This window comes from Cupriavidus sp. 01L46 (genome assembly GCF_056399905.1).
The window spans coordinates 26984-47414 of the sequence record NZ_JBFTSF010000008.1; the positions used below are offsets into that span (position 1 = coordinate 26984).

The 20431-nt window shown below is 64.4% G+C and carries 16 protein-coding genes; 9 read left to right on the forward strand and 7 right to left on the reverse strand.

Features of this window, described 5'->3' with window-relative positions; all coding sequences use genetic code 11:
* The first annotated feature begins 47 nt into the window (after positions 1 to 47).
* From AC1DS3_RS02885 to AC1DS3_RS02895, 3 genes are all read left to right on the forward strand, one after another.
* Positions 48 to 1805 (forward strand): long-chain-fatty-acid--CoA ligase, encoded by a 1758-nt coding sequence (locus AC1DS3_RS02885; protein WP_477126650.1) that lies wholly within the window; start codon positions 48 to 50, stop codon positions 1803 to 1805.
* Positions 1806 to 1837: 32 nt separating this feature from the next.
* The gene (locus AC1DS3_RS02890; RefSeq protein WP_441635567.1) at positions 1838 to 3040 is read left to right on the forward strand and encodes an acetyl-CoA C-acyltransferase; all 1203 of its coding nucleotides are present in this window, start codon (positions 1838 to 1840) and stop codon (positions 3038 to 3040) included.
* 113 nt (positions 3041 to 3153) lie between these two features.
* Positions 3154 to 5235 (forward strand): 3-hydroxyacyl-CoA dehydrogenase NAD-binding domain-containing protein, encoded by a 2082-nt coding sequence (locus AC1DS3_RS02895; protein WP_441635569.1) that lies wholly within the window; start codon positions 3154 to 3156, stop codon positions 5233 to 5235.
* A gap of 69 nt (positions 5236 to 5304) precedes the next feature.
* On the opposite strand, the gene AC1DS3_RS02900 is transcribed toward AC1DS3_RS02895, so the two are convergent.
* From AC1DS3_RS02900 to AC1DS3_RS02930, 7 genes are all read right to left on the reverse strand, one after another.
* Positions 5305 to 6294 carry a lysylphosphatidylglycerol synthase domain-containing protein gene (locus AC1DS3_RS02900; RefSeq protein ID WP_441635571.1) on the reverse strand — a complete coding sequence of 330 codons (990 nt, stop codon included), beginning with the start codon at positions 6292 to 6294 and terminating at the stop codon, positions 5305 to 5307.
* Positions 6291 to 7145: a hopanoid biosynthesis-associated protein HpnK gene (gene hpnK / locus AC1DS3_RS02905; RefSeq protein ID WP_477126651.1), complete on the reverse strand. Its 855-nt coding sequence runs from the start codon at positions 7143 to 7145 to the stop codon at positions 6291 to 6293. The genes AC1DS3_RS02900 and hpnK overlap by 4 nt, the downstream gene beginning before the upstream one ends.
* Positions 7146 to 7162: 17 nt before the next feature.
* Positions 7163 to 8584 carry a hopanoid biosynthesis associated radical SAM protein HpnJ gene (gene hpnJ / locus AC1DS3_RS02910; protein WP_477126652.1) on the reverse strand — a complete coding sequence of 474 codons (1422 nt, stop codon included), beginning with the start codon at positions 8582 to 8584 and terminating at the stop codon, positions 7163 to 7165.
* On the reverse strand, positions 8581 to 9858 hold the full coding sequence (gene hpnI, locus AC1DS3_RS02915) for a bacteriohopanetetrol glucosamine biosynthesis glycosyltransferase HpnI (RefSeq protein WP_441635577.1): 1278 nt from the start codon (positions 9856 to 9858) through the stop codon (positions 8581 to 8583). Before hpnI ends, hpnJ begins: the two co-directional genes overlap by 4 nt.
* 243 nt (positions 9859 to 10101) lie before the next feature.
* Positions 10102 to 10800, reverse strand: a complete 699-nt coding sequence (locus AC1DS3_RS02920; RefSeq protein ID WP_441635694.1) for an RraA family protein — start codon at positions 10798 to 10800, stop codon at positions 10102 to 10104.
* A gap of 35 nt (positions 10801 to 10835) precedes the next feature.
* Positions 10836 to 11810 carry a Bug family tripartite tricarboxylate transporter substrate binding protein gene (locus tag AC1DS3_RS02925; protein WP_441635579.1) on the reverse strand — a complete coding sequence of 325 codons (975 nt, stop codon included), beginning with the start codon at positions 11808 to 11810 and terminating at the stop codon, positions 10836 to 10838.
* A gap of 42 nt (positions 11811 to 11852) precedes the next feature.
* Positions 11853 to 13058 carry a pyridoxal phosphate-dependent aminotransferase gene (locus tag AC1DS3_RS02930; protein WP_477126653.1) on the reverse strand — a complete coding sequence of 402 codons (1206 nt, stop codon included), beginning with the start codon at positions 13056 to 13058 and terminating at the stop codon, positions 11853 to 11855.
* A 161-nt stretch (positions 13059 to 13219) separates the two neighbouring features.
* Between AC1DS3_RS02930 and AC1DS3_RS02935 the strand changes: the two genes are divergently transcribed.
* From AC1DS3_RS02935 to pgaA, 6 genes are all read left to right on the forward strand, one after another.
* Positions 13220 to 14137, forward strand: coding sequence for a LysR family transcriptional regulator (locus AC1DS3_RS02935; protein ID WP_441635583.1), 918 nt, complete (start codon positions 13220 to 13222; stop codon positions 14135 to 14137).
* A gap of 175 nt (positions 14138 to 14312) precedes the next feature.
* Complete coding sequence (locus AC1DS3_RS02940; protein WP_441635585.1) at positions 14313 to 14987, forward strand: M24 family metallopeptidase; 675 nt, start codon at positions 14313 to 14315, stop codon at positions 14985 to 14987.
* A gap of 69 nt (positions 14988 to 15056) precedes the next feature.
* Positions 15057 to 15191, forward strand: coding sequence for a hypothetical protein (locus tag AC1DS3_RS02945; RefSeq protein ID WP_441635587.1), 135 nt, complete (start codon positions 15057 to 15059; stop codon positions 15189 to 15191).
* Positions 15192 to 15921: 730 nt separating this feature from the next.
* Positions 15922 to 16479 (forward strand): phasin family protein, encoded by a 558-nt coding sequence (locus AC1DS3_RS02950; RefSeq protein ID WP_441635589.1) that lies wholly within the window; start codon positions 15922 to 15924, stop codon positions 16477 to 16479.
* A gap of 147 nt (positions 16480 to 16626) precedes the next feature.
* Positions 16627 to 17370, forward strand: a complete 744-nt coding sequence (gene phbB, locus AC1DS3_RS02955; RefSeq protein WP_441635591.1) for an acetoacetyl-CoA reductase — start codon at positions 16627 to 16629, stop codon at positions 17368 to 17370.
* A gap of 1013 nt (positions 17371 to 18383) precedes the next feature.
* Positions 18384 to 20429: a poly-beta-1,6 N-acetyl-D-glucosamine export porin PgaA gene (pgaA, locus tag AC1DS3_RS02960; RefSeq protein WP_477126654.1), complete on the forward strand. Its 2046-nt coding sequence runs from the start codon at positions 18384 to 18386 to the stop codon at positions 20427 to 20429.
* Positions 20430 to 20431: the final 2 nt, after the last annotated feature.

The window sequence follows — 20431 nt, forward strand, 5'->3', positions numbered from 1 at the left end:
CAGGATCAACGGGAACATCGGGAACATCGAGATCACCAGGAGACAAGATGACATTCAGGACCTATCCGGAATTCAGCACGCACTACCCGCTTGTACTCACCACGATCATGAAGCGCCCGGTGCGGATGTACCCCAACGAGATCGGCGTTGTCTACCGCAACCACGCCACCGGCGAGTATTTCCRCTTTACCTGGATGCAGTGGTACCGCCGCGTGGCGCAGCTGGCCAACGGCCTGCGCGGCGAGCTCAAGGTGCAAGCCGGCATGCCTGGCGAACCTGGCGAGCGCATCGCCACGATGGCGCTCAACACCCACCGCCACCTGGAGCTGTACTACGGCGTGACGGGCATTGGCGCCACGCTGCACCCTATCAATGTCCGCCTGTCCCCGCAGCACATCGTCTACACCATCCGGCACGCGCAGGACAAGATCCTGTTTGTCGACGACACCCTGATGCCCTTGCTGGAAGGCATCTACGACCAGATCAAGGATGTGGTCGAGCTGGTGGTCTATATGTCGGACAAGCCGGGGCTGCCGCAGACCCGCATCCCCAACATCATCGAGTACGAAACGCTGATCGCCCGCCAGGCCGAGACCATCGAGTGKCCCGCCCTGCACGAGGACGTGAACGCCACGCTGTGCTACACCACCGGCACCACCGGCCAGCCGAAGGGTGCCATCTTCACGCACCGCCAGCTCTACCTGCTAACCATCCACATGATGGCGCAGCTCGCCATCGGCAACACGCCGGACCATGACATTGCCGATGGCCTGGGCACGCGGCTGGGCGAAGGCGCGGTGCCGCTGCTGAATACGCCGATGTTCCACATCCACGGCTGGGGGCAACCTTTCGTCGCGGTCTATAGCGCGCAGAAGATCGTGCTGCACGGGACCTTTACCGTGCAGGGCTTCTGCGAGCTGGTGGAGCGCGAGAAGGTGACGTCGGTGGGCATCGTGGCGACCATCGCGGCCATGCTGCTCGAATACCCGGACCTGAACAAGTACGACCTCAGCAGCCTGGTGCGCGTCAGCGTGGGCGGCGGCGCGCTGCCGCTCGGGCTCAAGCGCAAGCTGGAAGCCCTGATCCCCACCTTCCGCATGAGTTCGGGCTACGGCATGACCGAGACCGCGCCCACCATCGTTGGCTCGTTCATCAAGAAGACCATGGTCCACCTGGAGCGGGACGAGACCGATGCGGTGCTGGTCAAATCCGGCCTGCCGATTCTTGGCGTGGAGGTGGAGGTCGTCGACGACAAAGGCAAGCCAGTGCCTCAGGACGACCACACGGTCGGCGAGATCGTGGTGCGCGCGCCCTGGGCGACCGGGCAGTACTACCGCAACCCCGAGAAAAGCGCGGAGCTGTGGCAAGACGGCTGGCTGCACACCGGCGACATCGCCAAGGTGGATGCCGAGGGCTATATCACCATCGCCGACCGCATGAAGGACGTGATCCGCAGCGGCGCGGAGATGGTGCCCACGGTACTGCTGGAGAACCTGATCGCGATGGCCGATTTCGTGCACGAGGCGACAGTGGTCGGCGTGCCCGATCCGGTATGGGGCGAAAAGCCCTTGGCGCTGGTCAGCGTGCGCAACGGCTTTGAGGCCAGCGAGGACAGCGTCATCGATTTCCTGAAGGTGCACGGCGTCGATACCGGCAAGATCACCAGGTGGATGCTGCCCAAGCTCGTCGCCATCACGCGGGACATCCCCAAGACCAGCGTAGGCAAGTACAACAAAAAACAGATCCGCGATGACCTGGAGACATTCCTGGCCATCGCCAAGGACGTTGCGCATCGCCACGGTTAGGCATTCACTCAACACACAGCAGGAGACTTCCCATGCGTGAAGCAGTCATCGTATCCACCGCACGTACGCCCATCGGCAAGGCCCATCGCGGCGCCTTCAACAACACGCAGGCGCAGGAACTTGGCGCCCACGCCATCTCGCACGCCGTGCAGCGCGCCGGCATCGACCCGGCGGAGATCGCCGACGTGATCCTGGGCTGCGCGGTGCAGCAAGGCTCCACGGGTGGCAACGTTGCGCGCCAGGCGCTGCTGCGTGCCGGGCTGCCCGTCACGGTGTCGGGCATGTCGATGGACCGCCAGTGCGCCTCCGGCCTGATGGCGATCGCCACGGCCGCCAAGCAGATCATCGTGGACGGCATGCAGGTTGCCGTGGGCGGCGGGCTGGAGTCGATCTCGCTGGTCCAGAACGACAAGATCAACCGCTACCGCGCGCAGGATCCGCAGCTGGTGCAGACACTGCCGCAGATCTACATGACGATGCTGGAGACGGCCGAGATCGTGGCGCAGCGCTATGGCGTGAGCCGCGAAGCCCAGGATGCGTACTCACTGCAATCGCAGCAGCGCACAGCCGCCGCGCAGCAAGCCGGCCGCTTCGACGCGGAAATCGTGCCAATCACCACCACCATGCTGGTCACCGACAAGGCCAGCGGCGCCGTGAGCGAGAAGCAGGTCACGCTGGCCAAGGACGAAGGCAACCGCCCCAGCACCACGCTGGCCGACCTGCAGGCCCTCAAACCGGTCTTCAAGAACGGGCAACGCGTGGCCGAGGGCAGCTTCATCACCGCCGGCAATGCCTCGCAACTGTCCGATGGCGCATCCGCCATGGTGCTGATGGAAGGCAAGGAAGCCGAACGCCGCGGCCTGCAGCCGCTGGGCGCGTACCGCGGCATGGCCGTTGCCGGCTGCGATCCGGACGAAATGGGCATTGGCCCGGTGTTCGCCATTCCCAAGCTGCTCAAGCAGCACGGCTTGTCGATGAGCGACATCGGCATCTGGGAACTGAACGAGGCGTTCGCCAGCCAGGTCCTGCATATCCGCGATACGCTCGGCATTCCGAACGAGCGCCTGAACGTCTCCGGTGGGGCGATCTCCATTGGCCATCCGTACGGCATGTCCGGCGCGCGCATGAGCGGCCACCTGCTGCTGGAAGGCAAGCGCCGTGGCGCCAGGTTCGGCGTGGTGACGATGTGCATCGGCGGCGGCATGGGCGCGGCGGGGCTGTTCGAGATTTTCTGAGCCGGGCGCCAGCCCTCGCATCAAGCCACCCGAACTGACACACCGACACACCGACACACCGACACACCGACACACTGACACACTGACACACTGACACACTGGAGTCCACACGCATGACCGCCATCAACGCAGTCGCCGATCTCGCCGTGGAAGGCGATATCGCCATCCTTACGCTCAACTCGCCGCCGGTAAACGCACTGTCCGCCGCAGTCCGCGCCGGCATCCTCGCTGGCGTCGAGCTCGCCATCGCCGACAGCAACGTCAAGGGCATCGTCCTGACCTGCGCGGGCAAGACCTTTATCGCCGGCGCCGACATCACCGAATTCGGCAAGCCGCCGGTTGGCCCGTCGCTGGCCGACGTGCAAGCCGCAATCGAAGGCTCGCCCAAACCGGTGGTCGCCGCCATCCACGGCACCGCGCTGGGCGGCGGGCTGGAAGTGGCACTGGTCTGCCACTATCGCGTGGCAGCCAGGTCCGCCAAATGCGGCCTGCCCGAAGTCAACCTCGGCCTGCTGCCCGGCGCTGGCGGCACACAACGCCTGCCCCGCATCGTCGGCCCTGCCAAGGCGCTCGACATGGTGACCTCGGGCGCCCACATCGGCGCGGCCGCCGCGGCGGAGATGGGCCTGTTCGACCTGGTGACCGAGGACGCCACGCTGCGCGCCGGCGCCATTGCCTTCGCCAGGCAGGTCAACGCCGAGCAGCGCCCGCTGCGCAAGGTGCGCGACCTCAACGAAAAAGTGGAAGCCGCGCGCGGCAAGCCGGAGCTGTTCGCCGACTTCCGCCGCGCCAACGCCCGCAAGTTCCGTGGCTTCGACGCGCCCGAGTACAACATCCGCTGCATTGAGGCGGCGGTCAACCTGCCCTTCGACGAAGGCATGAAGGTGGAGCGCAAGCTCTTCCTGGAGCTGATGAACGGCACGCAATCCGCCGCGCAGCGCTACTACTTCTTCGCCTCGCGCCAGGTCTGGAACCTGCCTGACGTGCCGGCCGACACGCCGGTCATCGACGTGAAGAAGGTTGGCATCATCGGCGCGGGCACCATGGGCGGCGGCATCGCCATGAACATGCTCAATGCCGGCATTCCCGTCGTGATCGTGGAAACCGCGCAGGAAGCGCTGGACCGCGGCGTGCGCACCATCCGCGCCAACTACGACAACACCGCCAAAAAGGGCCGCATCACCGCCGCCGACGTCGACAAGCGCATGGCGCTGCTGACCCCGACGCTGGAACTCGGCCAGCTGGCCGACGCCGACCTGGTCATCGAAGCCGTCTATGAAAACATGGACGTGAAGAAGGACATCTTCGGCAAGCTCGACAAGATCGTGAAGCAAGGCGCCATCCTGGCCACCAACACCTCCGCGCTCGACGTCAACGAGATCGCCGCCGCCACGTCCCGGCCGGAATCCGTGATCGGCCTGCACTTCTTCTCGCCGGCCAACGTCATGAAGCTGCTCGAAGTGGTACGTGGCGACAAGACCTCCAAACCCGTCATCCGCACGTCGATGGAACTGGCCCGCAAGATCGGCAAGATCGCCGCGCTGGTGGGCGTGTGCCCGGGCTTTGTCGGCAACCGCATGCTCGCCCAGCGCCAGCGCGAGGCGCAGAAACTCGTGCTCGAAGGCGCGCTGCCGTGGGACATCGACCGCGTGCTGTACAACTTCGGCTTCCCGATGGGTCCGTTCGCCATGAGCGACCTGGCCGGCCTGGACCTGGGCTGGATCCGCGAGAAATCCAGCAGCTCCACGCTGCGCGAGATATTGTGCGAGATGGACCGCCGCGGCCAGAAGACCGGCGCGGGCTACTACGACTACGACGAGAAGCGCAATGCCATCCCCTCGCCCGTGGTCGAGGGGATCATCCGCGACTTTGCCGCCAGGCAGGGCAAGACCAGCCGCGTGGTCTCCGAGCAGGAGATCCTGGAGCGTTGCATCTACCCGATGATCAACGAAGGCGCGAAGATCCTGGAGGAAGGCAAGGCCATCCGCGCCTCCGACATCGATGTGGTGTGGGTCAACGGCTACGGCTGGCCGGTGTACCGGGGCGGCCCGATGTGCTATGCGGACACGATCGGGCTGGGCAAGGTGCTGGCAGCCATGAAGAACTTCCAGGCGACGCTCGGCGCGGACTTCAAGCCGGCCAAGCTGCTCGAGGACCTGGTTGCGCAGGGCAAGAAGTTCAGCGACCTGAAGTAGGCAGTTCCGGCGCTGCGTGCTGATGCGCCCCTTGGCCGGCCCGGCCGGGGGGCATGCACCGCTACACCGCTACACGGCTGCGCGCCGCCAGCGCCGCAGCTCCACCCACTGCCACGACAGCAGCGCCGGGATGCCGAAGAGCACCTCGCGCGCGCGCTTGACCAGCGCCAGCGACAATGCCACCTGCGGGTCGACGCCAAGCAGGTGGCCCAGCAGCATCATCACCGCCTCTTGCACGCCAAGGCCGGCCGGCACAAAGAAGGCCACATGGCGCACGGCCTGGGTCAGCGACTCGATCGCCAGCGCCTGCCAGAGCGGGACGGGATGGCCCAGCAGCCACAGCGCGAACCAGATCTCCGCCGCGCCCAAGGCCAGGCCGGCGAACTGCCAGCACAGCGCGGCCAGCAATTCGCGGCGGCGCGCATTCAGCGCACGGATCTGCGCGTCGAGCCGGGCGCCGTCGATCAGCGCGACCACCCGGTGGTCCGTGCCGAACAAGCGCCGCGCGGCACCCTCCAGCCGCTCGAACAGCGCGCTATGGCGCAGCGAGAGCGCAAACAGCACTGGCACCGGCAAGGACAGCAGCAGGCCCGCCAGGATCACCCAGGCCTGGCCATCGCCGCCACCGAGCGCCAGCAGCAGCAACACCACGCCGAGCGCGGAGAACAGGTACTGCGCGAACAGCGTCACCATGACCTCCACCACGATGCTGGCGGTCACTGCCGTGGTATCCGTGATGCGCAAGCTGGTCAGCCGGATGCCAACCAGCTCGCCACCCACACCCACGGTAGGCAACAGCCGGTTGACCGCCTCGCGCACGGTGGCCACCCACCACAGGAAGGCAAGGCCGGCGGACTCATCGGGATCGGCTGAAGTCAGCAACACCCGCCAGCCTTGCGCGTCCAGCAGCAGCGGCAGCGCGTGGAAGGGCACCAGCAGCAGCAGCGGCCAGCCGGCCTGGCCAACGATGCGGCCAATGTCGGCCGCGCCTTCGTGCAGCACCAGTGCCGTCAGGGCCAGCATGCCCAACAGCCCGGTCAGGTAGATCAGGCGCTTCATGCGGGAGCCAGGGCACCGGGCGCGCCAAAGATGTCGGTAAAGCCGCCGCGGCGCACACCGGTGCGCTCCAGCGCCTCGCGCACGCGGGGCGAGAGCAGCGCGGCCAGCTCGTCGGCATGGCGATAGCCATGCATGCTGGGTGCGACCTCGGCGCCGGAGACCACGCCGGGATGCAGGTAGATCTCGCCCACGCCCGCCGGCAGCGCCGCCAGCGCGGCCAGCAAGGTGGCTTCGTCCATGCCGCCGCTATTGGCGATGCCGAGCACGTAGTCGTTGTGGGCAATGCCGGCCAGGTCCAGCCGCCTGCGCAGCAGGGCCAGCCAGGGCCGCAGCAGCAGCAGCGCCGCAGGCTCGCTGGGCAGGCGCATGGCGCGCAGGCCGAACTCGCGGCCGATCTGCAAGATCAGGGACAACACGGTGGGATGCAAATGGAAATGCTTGTGGGTGTTCACGTGGTCCAGCGTCAGCCCGGTGGCGGCGAACGCCTCGAACTGGGCGCGGATCTCCGCGGCCAGCTGGCGCCGCACATGCGGCAGGAAGAAAAAACGGAAGCCGTCACGCGCCATGGCCGAGCCGAAGCGGCCATGCGCGTCCACCAGCGCCGGAATGGCAGCCSGGGCCAGCACGGCCGGGCCGTCGGCCAGCACCACATGCAGGCCCACGCGCAAGCGCGGCAGGCGCCTGGCGCGCGCCACCGCGTCGGCGGCCGCGCTCGCGCCCACCATCAGGCTGGCGGCGTTCAGCACGCCATCGCGGTGCGCCAGCTCCACCGCTTCGTTGACGCCGCCGTGCAGGCCGAAATCGTCGGCGGTGATGATCAGGGCACGCCGCGCAGGATCATCGGACGCCACAGGATCGCTTGCCAGGGTCAGGCCTCGTGCGAGCGCAGGAAGCGGAAGAACTCCACCCCTTCGCGCAGGCGGCGCTTCATCATGTCCCAGCTGCCCAGCATCTCGCGCACGATTTCCCAGATCTTGCCCGGACGGAAGTAGAAGCACTTATAGAACGTTTCCACGCCGTGGTAAATCTCTTCCTTGCTCAGGTGCGGATAGCTGATCGCGGCCAGCTGCACGCCCTTGTCGTTGACCAGGTTGATCACCTTGTTGTCTTCCAGCCAGCCGTTTTCCACCGCCTGCCGGTATAGCGTGGTGCCCGGATAGGGCGCTGCCAGCGAGACCTGGATCGTGTGCGGATTGATGTCCTTGGCGTAGGCGATGGTCTTCTCGATCGTCTCGCGCGTTTCACCCGGCAGGCCGAGGATGAAGGTGCCGTGGATGATGATGCCGAGCTTGCGGCAGTCCTCGGTGAAGCGGCGCGCGATATCGGTGCGCAGGCCCTTCTTGATATTCAGCAGGATCTGGTCGTCGCCGGACTCGTAGCCCACCAGCAGCAGGCGCAGGCCGTTTTCCTTCATGATCTTGAGCGTGCTGTAGGGCACGTTGGCCTTGGCATTGCAGGACCATGTCACGCCCAGCTTGCCCAGCTCTCGCGCGATCTCCTCCACGCGCGGCTTGAAATCCGTGAAGGTGTCGTCGTCGAACATGATCTCCTTGACCTCAGGCATGTTCTCCTTGATCCATTTGACCTCGGCGACCACGCTCTGCGGGGAGCGCGTACGGTAGCGGTGCCCGCCCACGGTCTGCGGCCACAGGCAGAAGGTGCACTTGGAGCGGCAGCCACGCCCGGTATAGATCGAGACGTAGGGGTGCTTCAGGTAGCCGATGAAGTAGTTGTCGATCTTCAGGTCGCGCTTGTAGACGGGCGCCACGAAAGGCAGCTCGTCCATGTTCTCGATCATCGGGCGCGGGCCGTTGTGCTCCTGCGAGCCATCGGGCAGTTTGTAGCTCAGGCCGAGCACGTCCTTGAGCGGCTTGCCGGCGGCCAYCTCCTGGCAGGTGTAKTCGAATTCCTCGCGGCACACGAAATCGATGGCGGGGCTCGCGCCGAGCGTGCCGCCGGGGTCGACGGCGGGCTTGGCGCCTACMATGCCGATCATCACCCCGGGATGGCGTGCCTTGAGTTCTTCCGCGAACTTGGCATCGGTGGGAAAGGACGGCGTGCTCGTGTGGATGATGACGAGCTCATAGCCGGCGGCGATATCCAGCGTTTCCTGCACACCCAGGCCGTCGGCGGGCGCATCGAGCACGCGGCTGCCCGGCACCAGGGCGGCGGGCTGCGCCAGCCACGTCGGGTACCAGAACGATTTGATTTCGCGCTTGGCTTGGTAGCGCGAGCCGGCACCACCGTCAAAGCCATCGAAGGAAGGCACCTGGAGGAACAAGGTTTTCATAGCAGCCTCGGGGGATTCAAGCCGTTTTTCGAACGGGACGACTGGCGTTCCGGCACGCCATTGTCCGTCCCCTCCGTCATCAAGGGAAGGGGGCGAAGCGTTACGCCAGCACCCTGGTAAGGTTCCATGCCCGCACGCGCCGCCGGCGCGCGCGGCTGCAGCGGCGCGTCGGCCGCGGAAGGGTCTCGCACCGGCAATATCCGATCGCGCCAACGCACCTGCGATCCGGCCAGGGCTACCGCCCACTCCACGAGCAGCAAAGTATCACGCAGCGGCGCCATCAGGGTGGCGCCGAGGCCGCCAGCCAGGAAACTGCGTGCGAGCCCGCCCATCACCACCGCGGCCAGCACTAGCGGCTGCGGCGAAATCCAGGCGGCCAGCGCCAGCATTGGCCAGGTGAACGTGATGAAGGTGAAGGCGAAGCCAGCCGGATTGAGCGAGCGGATGGTGCGCATCCACCGCAATTCATGCGCCCAGAGATCAACAAGTCTTGATTCAGTCACATCGGTGGTGACCATTTCATCCGACAGCACCGTCTCCAGCCCTTGGCGCCGAACCAGCTCGCCCAGCCAGAAATCGTCGGCAAGGCGATTGGAGAGCGCTTCAAACCCGCCAATTGCGGCCAGCGCATCACGCCGCAGCGCAATAGTGGCGCCAAAGGAAAAACTGCGGGAGCCGCCCGCGTGGGCGATCCGCACCGAAGGCGCGAACCAGTGGTCGATAAATCCCGCCCCCAGGCGCGACCAGAAGCCACCAACCGGATGGCCGCGATACAGGCAGGTCACCACACCGACCCGGGCATCGGCCAGGGGGGCGGTAACGCGTGCCAGATAATCCGGCGCCACGGCAATGTCGCTATCGGCGACCACCAGCCATGCGTGGCGCGCGCTGGCGCAGAGGTTGATCAGGTTGCTGGCCTTGAGATTGCTGCCATGCACCCGGGGATCGATGACCAGATCGATCTCGCAGGCGGGGAAATCGGCGCGCAAGCGCTCCACGACGCCAATGGCGGGATCGTCGGCAGCGCGCACGCCGAACACGATCTGGTAGGCGGGGTGCTGTTGCCGGCACAACGTGGCCAGGTTTTCATAGAGATGCGGCTCGGCGCCGCAAAGCGGCTTGAGCACGCTCACCGGACGGATGCTGGAGCTATCCGGGGCTTCGCAGGCGGGCGCCGGGCCGGGCGAGGCGCGTCGGCTGATCCACGCCGCCGCCACGGCATATCCTGCCGCGAGCCATGCAACTGCCGGACCAGCGAGCCCCTCCAACGTCATTTCGGCCAGCCCTCAAAGTAAGGATTTGACTAAAGTTGTACGGTATAGCGTGAATACTTAAGGAAGTATTAAGGGGAAATATGACGCACAGAAGTTATTTCGTCCACTAGTAAGATCGCTGATGGCATGGGGACAACGTGGGGTACCTAAATTAGACAAGAAAGATATTGATAACAATTCTTGTTAATTCTATTTATATCGGACGGGCCAGGGCCTGGGACAGACCCAGAGTGCCTGCTGCGCTCAGAGCGCCTCGCCCGCCTTGAGCACGCCCGCCGCCTGCAAGGACGCGTCGAGCCAGGCCGGGCGCAACGCCTGGCCGGACCGGATGCCATCGATCCGTTTGCGCTCCGCCGCCACCTTCTCGGCCGCCTTCCCGATCAGCTCGGCCACCTTTTCGCGCTCGACCACCACCACGCCATCGGCGTCGCCGATCACGAGATCACCGGCCCTGACCGTAACGCCGCCGCATTGGATCGGATGGTTGACGCGACCGGGCACAAGCTTGGTGGGGCCATTGGGATTCGTGCCCACGGAATACATCGGAAAGCCCAGCTCGCGAATCTCGTCGGCGTCGCGCGATGCCGCGTCCAGCACCACCGCCGCCACGCCAAGCGCCTTGCACTGGTTCGCCATGATGGCCCCCATCAGCGCGCAAGACTGGTCGCCCTTGCCGTCCACCACGATCACATCGCCTGGCTTTGCGAGCGCCATGGCGGCGTGAATCATCAGGTTGTCTCCCGGCCGGACTTCGACCGTGAGCGCGGTCCCGCAGAAGCGGCTGGCGCGATCGAGCGGTGCGATGCGCCCGTGCATGCCGCCCCGGCGCCCCGCCACATCCGCGAAGATCGAGGCGGCGAACCGGGACGCCTGCTCGACCAGGTCCGGGCGAACACGCGCGAAATCCCGGACCATATCCGGCAGGTTGCTCTCGATGTTCATGTCGATGTCGATGTCGATTTCCATGCCGTGTCCCTTCAATTCAGCGTGACGTTGGCTTCTTTGATCACGCCCACCCATTTGCGCTTGTCGGAGACCAGGAACTCGCGGAATTTATCCGACGTGCTGCCAACCACTTCCATGCCGTCCTGGCTCAGGCGCTGTGCCACGTCCGGCTGGCGCAGCACCTGCGCCACGTCGTGCTGCAAGCGCGCCACCACGCTGGCCGGCGTGCCCTTGGCGGCGCAAAGCCCGGTCCACGCCACGGGGTCAAACCCAGGCACGCCCGACTCCGCAAAGGTTGGCACGTCGGGCAGCGACTGCAGGCGCTGCAGCGACGCCACGCCAAGCACGCGCAGCTTTCCGGATTTGGCGTACGGCAGGGAGCTGATGGGCTGGTCGAAGATCAGCGAGACCTGGCCGCCAAGCAGGTCCGTCATGGCCTGGCCCGTGCCCTTGTAAGGCACGTGGACGATGTTGATGCCGGCGCGCAGCTTGAGCATTTCGCCCGCGAGGTGGCCCGCCGTGCCATTGCCGGACGAAGCGAAGTTCAGCTTGCCCGGATTGGCCTTGGCATATGCGATCAGTTCCTTGACGTTGTGGATGGGCAGCGCCGCGTTGACCAGCGCGATGTACGGCGTGTTGGCGATCAGGGACACGGGAATGATGTCGGTCTGCGGATCGTAGCTGAGCTTCTGCAAGGACGGCTGGATGGACAGCATCCCCGTGGTGCAGATCATCAGGGTGTGGCCATCGGCGGGCGCTTTCAGCATGGTGTCGGCAGCGATGTTGCCGCCGGCGCCGGGGCGGTTGTCGATGAGCACCTGCTGGCCCAGGGCCTCGGACAGCTTGGGCGCCAGCAGACGGGCGACGATATCGTTCGAGCCACCAGGAGAAAAGCCCACAAGGATGCGGATCGGCCTCGAGGGATACGCGGGCTCGCCATGGGCAGCCGTGGCAAGCAGCGGCAAGCCCGCCGCGGCGAGTCGAAGACACTTCAGCAGAAAGTTCATGGTGCGCCCTGGTGGATGGAGTGAAGGAAGGTCGTGCGATGCCTAGCGAATCAATGCGGCGGCCGCGGCTTCGATCCGGCGGCAGCCCTCGTCCAGCTGCGCCATGCTGGCGGCAAACGAAAGCCGGAAGTGCGTATCGACGCCGTAGGCGGAACCCTGCAATACCGCGAGATCCTGCGAGTCCAGCAGCCAGTTGACCCAGTMGTCGCTGGACCGGATCACCGAGCCGTGCGGTGTGCGCGCGCCGATCAGCGCTTCGCACGACGCAAAGACATAAAATGCCCCGGCCGGCGCCTGGCAGTGAATGCCGTCGACCTGCCCGAGCGCGGCGACGACCCTGTCCCGGCGCGCCTGGAACACCGCCTTGTTGGCCGCGATGAAATCCTGCGGGCCATCCAGCGCCGCGATTGCCGCGGCCTGCGCCACCGAATTGGCGCCGGACGTGCTTTGCGATTGCAGCTTCACCATCGCCTTGATGAGCGGCGCCGGCGCGCCGGCGTAGCCGATGCGCCAGCCCGTCATCGCGTAGGCCTTCGAGACGCCGTTGATCGTCAGCGTGCGTGCCTTCAGTGACGGAGCGGCTTGCGCCAGTGTGACAAAGGCGGCGCCGTCGTAGGTGAGGTGCTCGTAGATGTCATCCGTCATCACCCAGACGTGCGGATGACGCTCCAGTACCTCGGCAAGGGCAACCAGTTCCGTACGGGTATAGGCGGCACCACTGGGGTTGTTCGGCGAATTGAGGATCAGCCAGCGGGTCCGCGCTGAGATGGCCCGCTCGAGATCCTCGGGCGTGAGCTTGAACCCGTTCTCCGGCCTGCATGCCACGAACACCGGCACGCCACCGGCAAACAGCGTGATATCCGGGTATGACACCCAGTATGGCGCGGGCACGATGACCTCGTCGCCCTGTTGCACCGTGCACATGAGCGCATTGAAGATGACCTGCTTGGCGCCGGTGCTGACGATGATCTCGCTGGCCGCATAGTCGAGACCGTTCTCCCGCTTGAACTTCTGCGCGGCGGCGTGGCGCAGCTCGGCCGTGCCGCCCACATCGGTGTAGCGCGTCTTGCCGGCTTGCATCGCGCCCCAGGCGGCCTCCCGGATGTGGGCCGGCGTCTCGAAGTCCGGCTCCCCGGCGGTGAGGCCGATCACATCGCGCCCCGCCGCGCGGAGCTCTCGCACGCGTTGCCCCGCCATGGAACTGGGAGAGGGCTTGATTCGGTTGAGTCGGTCGGTGAGCTGAAGCATGAGGCGTGGCCATGGAAGGATGGAAGGGATCGTGGGAGAAAGTATCCGCCCCCGCAGCGGCCCGGCAAAACGAGAAATCGGATTGCACCGGTATTCCATTTTTTCGTGACGATGGCATCGTTGGTGCGAGAATATGTCGCTGCGCAGAATCGGGAAATCAAATGTCTGTGACGTTCAAGCAACTGGAAGCCTTCTACTTCTGTGTGACGCATGCATCCTTCAGTTCGGCGGCCACCAAGCTCCACGCAACGCAATCGGCCATGTCCAAGCGTGTCGGCGAACTGGAGGCGGTCCTGGGCGTGCAACTCGTCCACCGCACGCCAAAGGGCCTCGTGCCCACGCATGCCGGCAGCCGGCTCCTGATCCTCGCCGAAGAAGCCATGCGGCTGCGCGAGCGGATCGATGCGGAGGTCGGGCAGGTCGACAAGCTCACCGGCACCTACCGCATCGGCGTCACCGAACTCATCGCGCTGACCTGGCTGACCAGGCTGCTCAAGGAACTGAAGAACCGGCATCCGGAGCTTCAACTGGAGCCTGTGGTGGATGCGGGCATGAACCTGTTTGAAGGCCTGGAGGCAAACAAGATCGACCTGGCGATCCTGCCGGGCACGTTCTGGGGCGAAGCCTACAAGACAGTGGAGGTGGGCCGCGTGGAAGACCTGTGGATGGCAAGCCCCACCCTCGCGTTACCCGACAGGCCGCTGCAGCCCGAGGAATTTGCCCAGTATCCGGTGCTGGAGCAATCCATCGGGTCCGCGAAGAACACGTTCTACGGCGCCTGGCGCCGGGAGCATGGATTCAAGTTCAAGAAGGTATTTGCCACCAACAGCCTGACCGTATTGAGAGCACTGACCATCGAAGGACTCGGTATCAGCCAGCTTGCCCTGGACTACTTCGCCGCGGATATCGAGCAAGGACTCTTGCGCGTGGTCAAGAGCGACCCCATGCCACCGCCACTGGTCTATTGCGCGGTGTACCGGGACGATGCCTTCAGTGCGGCGCTGGATGTCATTGCTGAAGTCAGCCGGCTTGTGTGCGACTTCTCGCGCGGCCCGCATGACCTCGCGGTGGCGCGGTGAGCGCATCGCGTCCGGGAGCGGCCACCCCACCACTTCGATTCGCAGAAACCGATTCGGCATGACCGGGAGTGTCGTAATGCCCACTCGTTATATTCAATGATATATTTCGAAAATCAAGCGGGAGCACCGCAGCCCGCCTCAACTCGGCAGAATCATGACGACATCTGGATTTTTCATGGAAAGCACATCAAGGCTGGATCGGGAAGCCGTTGGGGCCAAATTCTCATTGCCCGCCATGCAATACGCGCGGGACAAGACCTTCGAAGGGGTCCAGCGTATTGCCGCGGGCATTCGTCCAGGCATGACCGAAAAACAGGCCTGTGATTTTGCCCGCATCACGCTCGAAGCGATGGGCATGCAGCGCATCTGGCATCAGATCATCGTGCGCTTTGGCCGGAACACCCTGAAGACGTTCAAGGAGCGCATAGATCCGGATCATGTTCTCGGTGCGCATGACATCTTCTTCATAGACCTCGGCATTGTCTGGGACGATCATGAAGGCGATGCGGGTGATACCTTCGTCGTGGGGGAGGACCCGGAGATGCATGCCTGCGCCGAGGCCGCGCGCACCCTCTGGCAAGAAGTCAGCGCGCGCTGGCGTGAAGATGGCCTTGGCGGACCGGCGCTATACCAATATGCAGCGCAGAGGGCCGAGGCTGCGGGCTGGAAGCTCAACCTCGAAATCAAGGGGCACCGCGTATCCGATTTCCCCCATGCGATCTATCGGGCGGGGGACTTGGGAGACAATGAACTGTGCCCCAAGACCGGACTGTGGATTCTGGAGATCCAGATCGCCCATCCCACCAAGCCATTCGGCGCCTTCTATGAAGACATCCTGATAGCCAGCTAACCAGCCCAGTGTCGGGAGGGGCGTTTCTCGCATGCCACACGCGCGCTACCTGCCAACCAGAGCCTGACCATGACAACTGACCGCATTCTTGTTCTGGACATCGATGGCACGCTGACGGACTCAGTGGCGCTTCATCAGCAGGCGTTCCTGGCCGCGATGTCCGCGCTTGCGCTACCGCAACTCAATACCGACTGGGGCAGCTAACCGCAGCATACCGACACCGGCATTCTTGCGCACGCCCTGGCGAAAGGCGGCCGTGCAGCCATGCAGGCCCATGAGCAATCGTTGTTCGAAAACGATCTCGATCGACACTTCGCGAAGGCACTTGCCAAACACGGACTCCGCGAGATACCCGGTGCCTGCGGTCCTACGCCGTTAGCCAGGGCACGGCCCACGTCGCACCGATGTAACGGGCGCCCAGGCAATTGATGCATTGCAACGAGCCTTGCGATCTCGATCCCCTCTTTCCGGGGGTAATTTATTTAAATATCTTCTATGTGAAGATTAATTAACTCTGAATTTAAAATATTAAATCTCAGAGTATACAAATTTGATCTAAAGTATCTGATCTGTGGTTTCAAGCCAATCGAGGTTATTTTGGGTGCGAACTCAGAAGGCGCATCTGGATGCATAAACCAATAGCGCTCGACCTCGAACGGCCTGGGCCGGGCTTTCGCCGGCCTCAGCCAACAATCCAGGGCTACGCCTGGCTCAGAGCCTTCAGGCGTGTCCCCCGCAGAGCGGATTTGGCACGTCCCGCCTCACGACAAGGGCGCAGCGCGCCCGTCTGAGATGCCTGCAGGCGCCTGGCATGCACTCGGCTCTTGCGCACCGGAACCTCCGCGGTTACGCCGCCGCTCAATTCACGCGACTCCGCCGCGAACGTGCTGTCATGGGATGGCACGGGGCGTGGGTCACACTAAGGAGCTGCAAGATGATTCAGCTGTCCCCCGAGCAAGTTCTGGCTGCGCAGAAGGCGATGATTGACGCCGCGGCAGGTCTGACGACCAAAGCTGTCGAAGGTTTTGAGAAGCTGCTTGCATTGAATATCGAGACGACGAAAGGCGCGCTATCCGAGACTTGTGAAGGCGCGCGCAAAGCCCTGTCGGTCAAGGACCCCCAGGAATTTTTCGCATTGCAGATCGAGTTGCTCAAGCAAGCGACGGAAAAAGCGCTCTCGTATCGCCTGCAATTTTTTGAAATCGCGTCCGCGACGCGGGTCGAATTCGACAAGGCGGCGGAAACGCACTACGAGGAAAACAAGCGCGGGGTGCAGCGTCTCCTTGACAATGCGGTGAGCGCTGCGCCAGCAGGTTCCAGCGCGGCTGTCGCCGCCTGGCAGTCGGCAATCGATGCAACCCACACGCTATACGAGACCATGCAGTCGACGGCAAAGCAGGCAGCGCACGTTGCGCAGAGCAGCTTTAATACGGCGGCCGAAGCGGCCTCCAGGTCAGTGAAGCAACCGGCTGCCCGAGCCGTCCGGCAGTAGGCCGCGCGATGGCCGCAGCGGCCCCTTCGCTTCGCGGGGCCGCTGCGAACGCAGGCCATGTCCAGCGGCAGGCTGGGCTTCGGCCACCTGCTCCCACGGCCGTGTCAACGACCTGGCCATCAACGCAGTGTATGGAGGATTCAAATCATGACGACGAGGATAGCCCTGGTAACGGGGGGGATGGGGGGATTGGGAGAGGCCATCAGCACCAGGCTGCTGGAAGCGGATTGTGAGGTGGTTGTGACCCACTCCCCGGGGAACGCGGGTGTTGCCAGCTGGCTGTCGCGGATGGGGGAAAGCGGACGCCGATTCCATGCCTTTCCGGTCGACGTGGCCGATTACGATTCATGCCAGCTGGGTGTGGCGAGGATTCGGGCGGAGATTGGTCCTGTCGACATTCTGATCAACAACGCCGGAATCACGCGGGACACGAGCTTCAGGAAGATGGAAAAAGCTGACTGGGACTCGGTCATGCGGACGAATCTCGATTCGGTGTTCAATATGACCAAGCCGGTGTGCGACGAGATGGTCAAGCGCGGCTGGGGGCGGATCGTGAATGTGTCATCCATCATCGGCTCGAAAGGCGGCTTTGGCCAAACCAACTATGCAGCGGCCAAGGCAGGCATGCATGGCTTCACGAAATCGCTGGCGCTCGAGGTAGCCAAGAGCGGCGTGACGGTCAACACCGTGTCTCCCGGGTTCATTGCGACCAAGATGGTGACAGCGGTGCCGCAGGAGATCCTGGACACCAGGATCATCCCGCAAATCCCGGTTGGCCGCCTGGGGAAGCCGGAGGAGGTGGCGGCCTTGATTGTCTACCTATGTTCGCGTGAAGCGGCTTTCCTGACTGGCGCAAACATTGCGATCAATGGGGGCCAGCATCTGCAGTGACACTGGTAGAAGCAGACCGAAGCTGCACAGCGGGTCTCGGCCCGCTCCTTCAACTGCGTAGGGGGGTGACAGAGGGCCGCGCCGTTGCCGGGCGGGCCAGCCGCAGGTCATTGCTGCCGGCGCATGCCTGTCCCCAGGGGTCCTGTCTCGAAGATCACATATTGCGTTCGTTGCTTGTGGGTGGCCTCCACCGGATAGTCGGCGGGCGACACCTTGAAGCGGCGCACAACAGCCGCAGGGCGCGCTGCATGTGAGATTGCCATGGCGCTCCCCCCCCTGGATTGCCGCGACAAGACCAAACACGCGCAGCATTCGCAGCCATCCGCCATAAGTCCCACCGAAGTCCCACCGGTTTGCGGCGTGGCGCACATTACGCCCTCCTCGTACCGCACCCGGGCCACGGGGCCGGTCTCCCGGTTTAGGTCACCTCCAACTTTCAGCTGGTCCCTCTAGTGCTTTTGGCGACTGTCGCAATAGCACCCAATCACCAAATAATGACGCACAAGCACTAAGAGTGCCGTTTCAACATGAAGCGAAGCGGTTCTGGCTAGGCGCACGGCCGCAGACAGTACAAGTGGTGCGAGCAAGGCCCGCGCGACGACGCTAGCATCTTTTGGAAACGGCCTCCAAGCAGGCATCAAGGCAGGCGCAACGGGTACGCCTGGAGACGTGGTTGGCAGGAAGCCGCCGTTTTTGCGGCAGACGAAAGCAGAACGAGAAGATACAGAGGCATAGGCCGCATCGCTGCAGCACAGATCGCTGCCGCGCGCGACAGGCATTGGATGGGAACAACAGGGCGCAACCGGCGCAGCGCCGGGGTCGCTTTGATTTCTGGTCGGATTCAGCAAGGTCATGTCTCGGTGGACCGGATTGGCGCGTTGCGTTGCAACAGGGCCATCAGGTTGGCCGTGTGATGTCCGTCTCTCCGGTTACACGCATTGGTGCCGGCAAGGATATGCCGCACGCCAAGGGAGACGTTTTGTTTGCAGCAGGGCATTCCGGGGGAACAAGACGTGAACGCATCCCAGCAGTGCCGCAAGCGATTGCGGACCACGCTCAAGACCACGGCCGTGCTGTTAGCGCTGTTCGCCCGCGAGCATTGCGCGGCAGAGACCGCAAAGCCGGCAATGCCGCGCGTGCGGCCGCCGGCCGGGCTGGAGCAACCCGCATCGGCGGGCGAGAACGACAGGCTCAGGGAGCGCATTTTCGCCCTGGCCGAAGCAGGTTCCCCAAAACTGGCGCTGGAACAGGCCGCCGCACGCCCGKATGTCTTCGCGCGCCGGGATCTGCTGCTGCTGGAGCATCTTGTGGTTGCCCAGCAAATCCGGTGGGCGCGGCAGCAAGCCATCGCTTCCAATGACCAGGATCGCCTGGTTCCCGCCGACGCCGCGCTTGCCGCAGCCCAGGCACTGCAAGACAGGATTCCTGCCGACGACGAATACAACGGGGTGCGGCGCGCGGTCCAGTCCGATCGCCTCACGGCATTGTCCGTGCGCGGGCGCATGAAGGAGGCCACCGCGCTATACGAGCAGCTCTCGCTGGCCAACGAGCCGCTGCCGGGCTCGGCTTATGCCGCCGCGGGCGATGCCTACGCCTATCTCGATAAGCCCGACCTTGCCTCGCGCGCCTACGAACTGGCCTTGCAGGCGGTCATCGAGCCGATCCAGGAGACTACCGAGCCTTATGCGCTATCGCGTCCTAGCGTGCAGGAAAGCTTGTTCTTTGCCTACCTGGACCAGGGACATTACGAGGCGGCGCTCAAACTGGTCTCGATGATGGCCCGTAGCACGCCGGCGCAAACCGAGCTGTCCGAAGACTTGGACAAGACAAATCCCGAGTACGGCCACGTCAAGAAGCTGCAGGCGCAATACCTCCTCTATACCAATCACGTCAAAGAGGGCGTCCAGGCACTGGATGCCTTGCGCAAGGATGCCCCCTTCGATCCGTCCCTGCTGACCGCCCGCGCGGACGGTTCGCTGGTGCTGGAACGCCCATACGCCTCGCAAAGCATCTACCGGCAGTCGCAGGCCGACCACCCCGGCGATATCGAAAGCCTGGTGGGGCTCGGCAAGACCGCCCTCCAACTCCATCAGTACGATCAGGCGAAGGCGGTCGCCGCGGCCTTCGACGGCAATTTCCCCGACAACAACAGCGTCAAGAACTTCCAGCGCGAGTACCGTGTCTACGAGCGCCCGCAACTGGTCATCGACGCCATTGGCGAGCGCGGCAACGCAGTGCTGGCGGATCATGCCTGGGGTGTTGACACCCGTCTCTATTCGTCGCCGATGGCCGACTACTGGCGTGTCTTCGCGCACCAGTACACGGCGCGTGGCGACACCGGCGATGGCCAGAGCGTCAGCCGCATACGCAACGGCCTCGGCGGCGACTTCCGGCGCGACGGCTGGGAAGCCGCCGCCGAGCTGCATCAGTCCACCGGAGGCCAGGGCAAGACCGGCGGCACCGGCACGGTCGCCTTCCAGCCCAATGATGACTGGCGCTTTGGCGCGGGTGTCGACTCCAACGACAACGCGTTGCCGTTGAAGGCCTACCAGGCCGGCGTGACAGGCCGCACCGCCACGGCATCGGCGCGCTACTCGCAGGACGATGCGCGCTACTTCAATGTGATGTACGGCGCCTCGCGCTACAGCGACACCAACTTTCACCAGATGTGGCAGGGCACCGCCTACCAGCGGCTGCTGAACCAACCGCGCCACCAGGTGGCGATCTGGCTCGACGTGGGTACCACCAGCAATACGCTGGACGGCACCGCCTACTTCAATCCGCGCCGCGACTACACCGCGCAACTGCGCACCATGTACCAATGGACGCCGTGGCGCTATGCCGAGAAGTCCTTCAGCCAGCGCGTGTATGTCACCGCAGGTGGCTACCGGCAGGACGGCTTTGGCGACAGCATGTTGTGGGAAGCGCGTCTCGAACAATTCTGGCAGCTTGGCCGCAAGGCTTCGCTCACCTACGGCATCGGCATCGGCAGCAGACGCTTCGACTCCAACCGGGAAACAACCAAGCTGATCTACCTCAACCTCAACGTCCCTCTATAGGT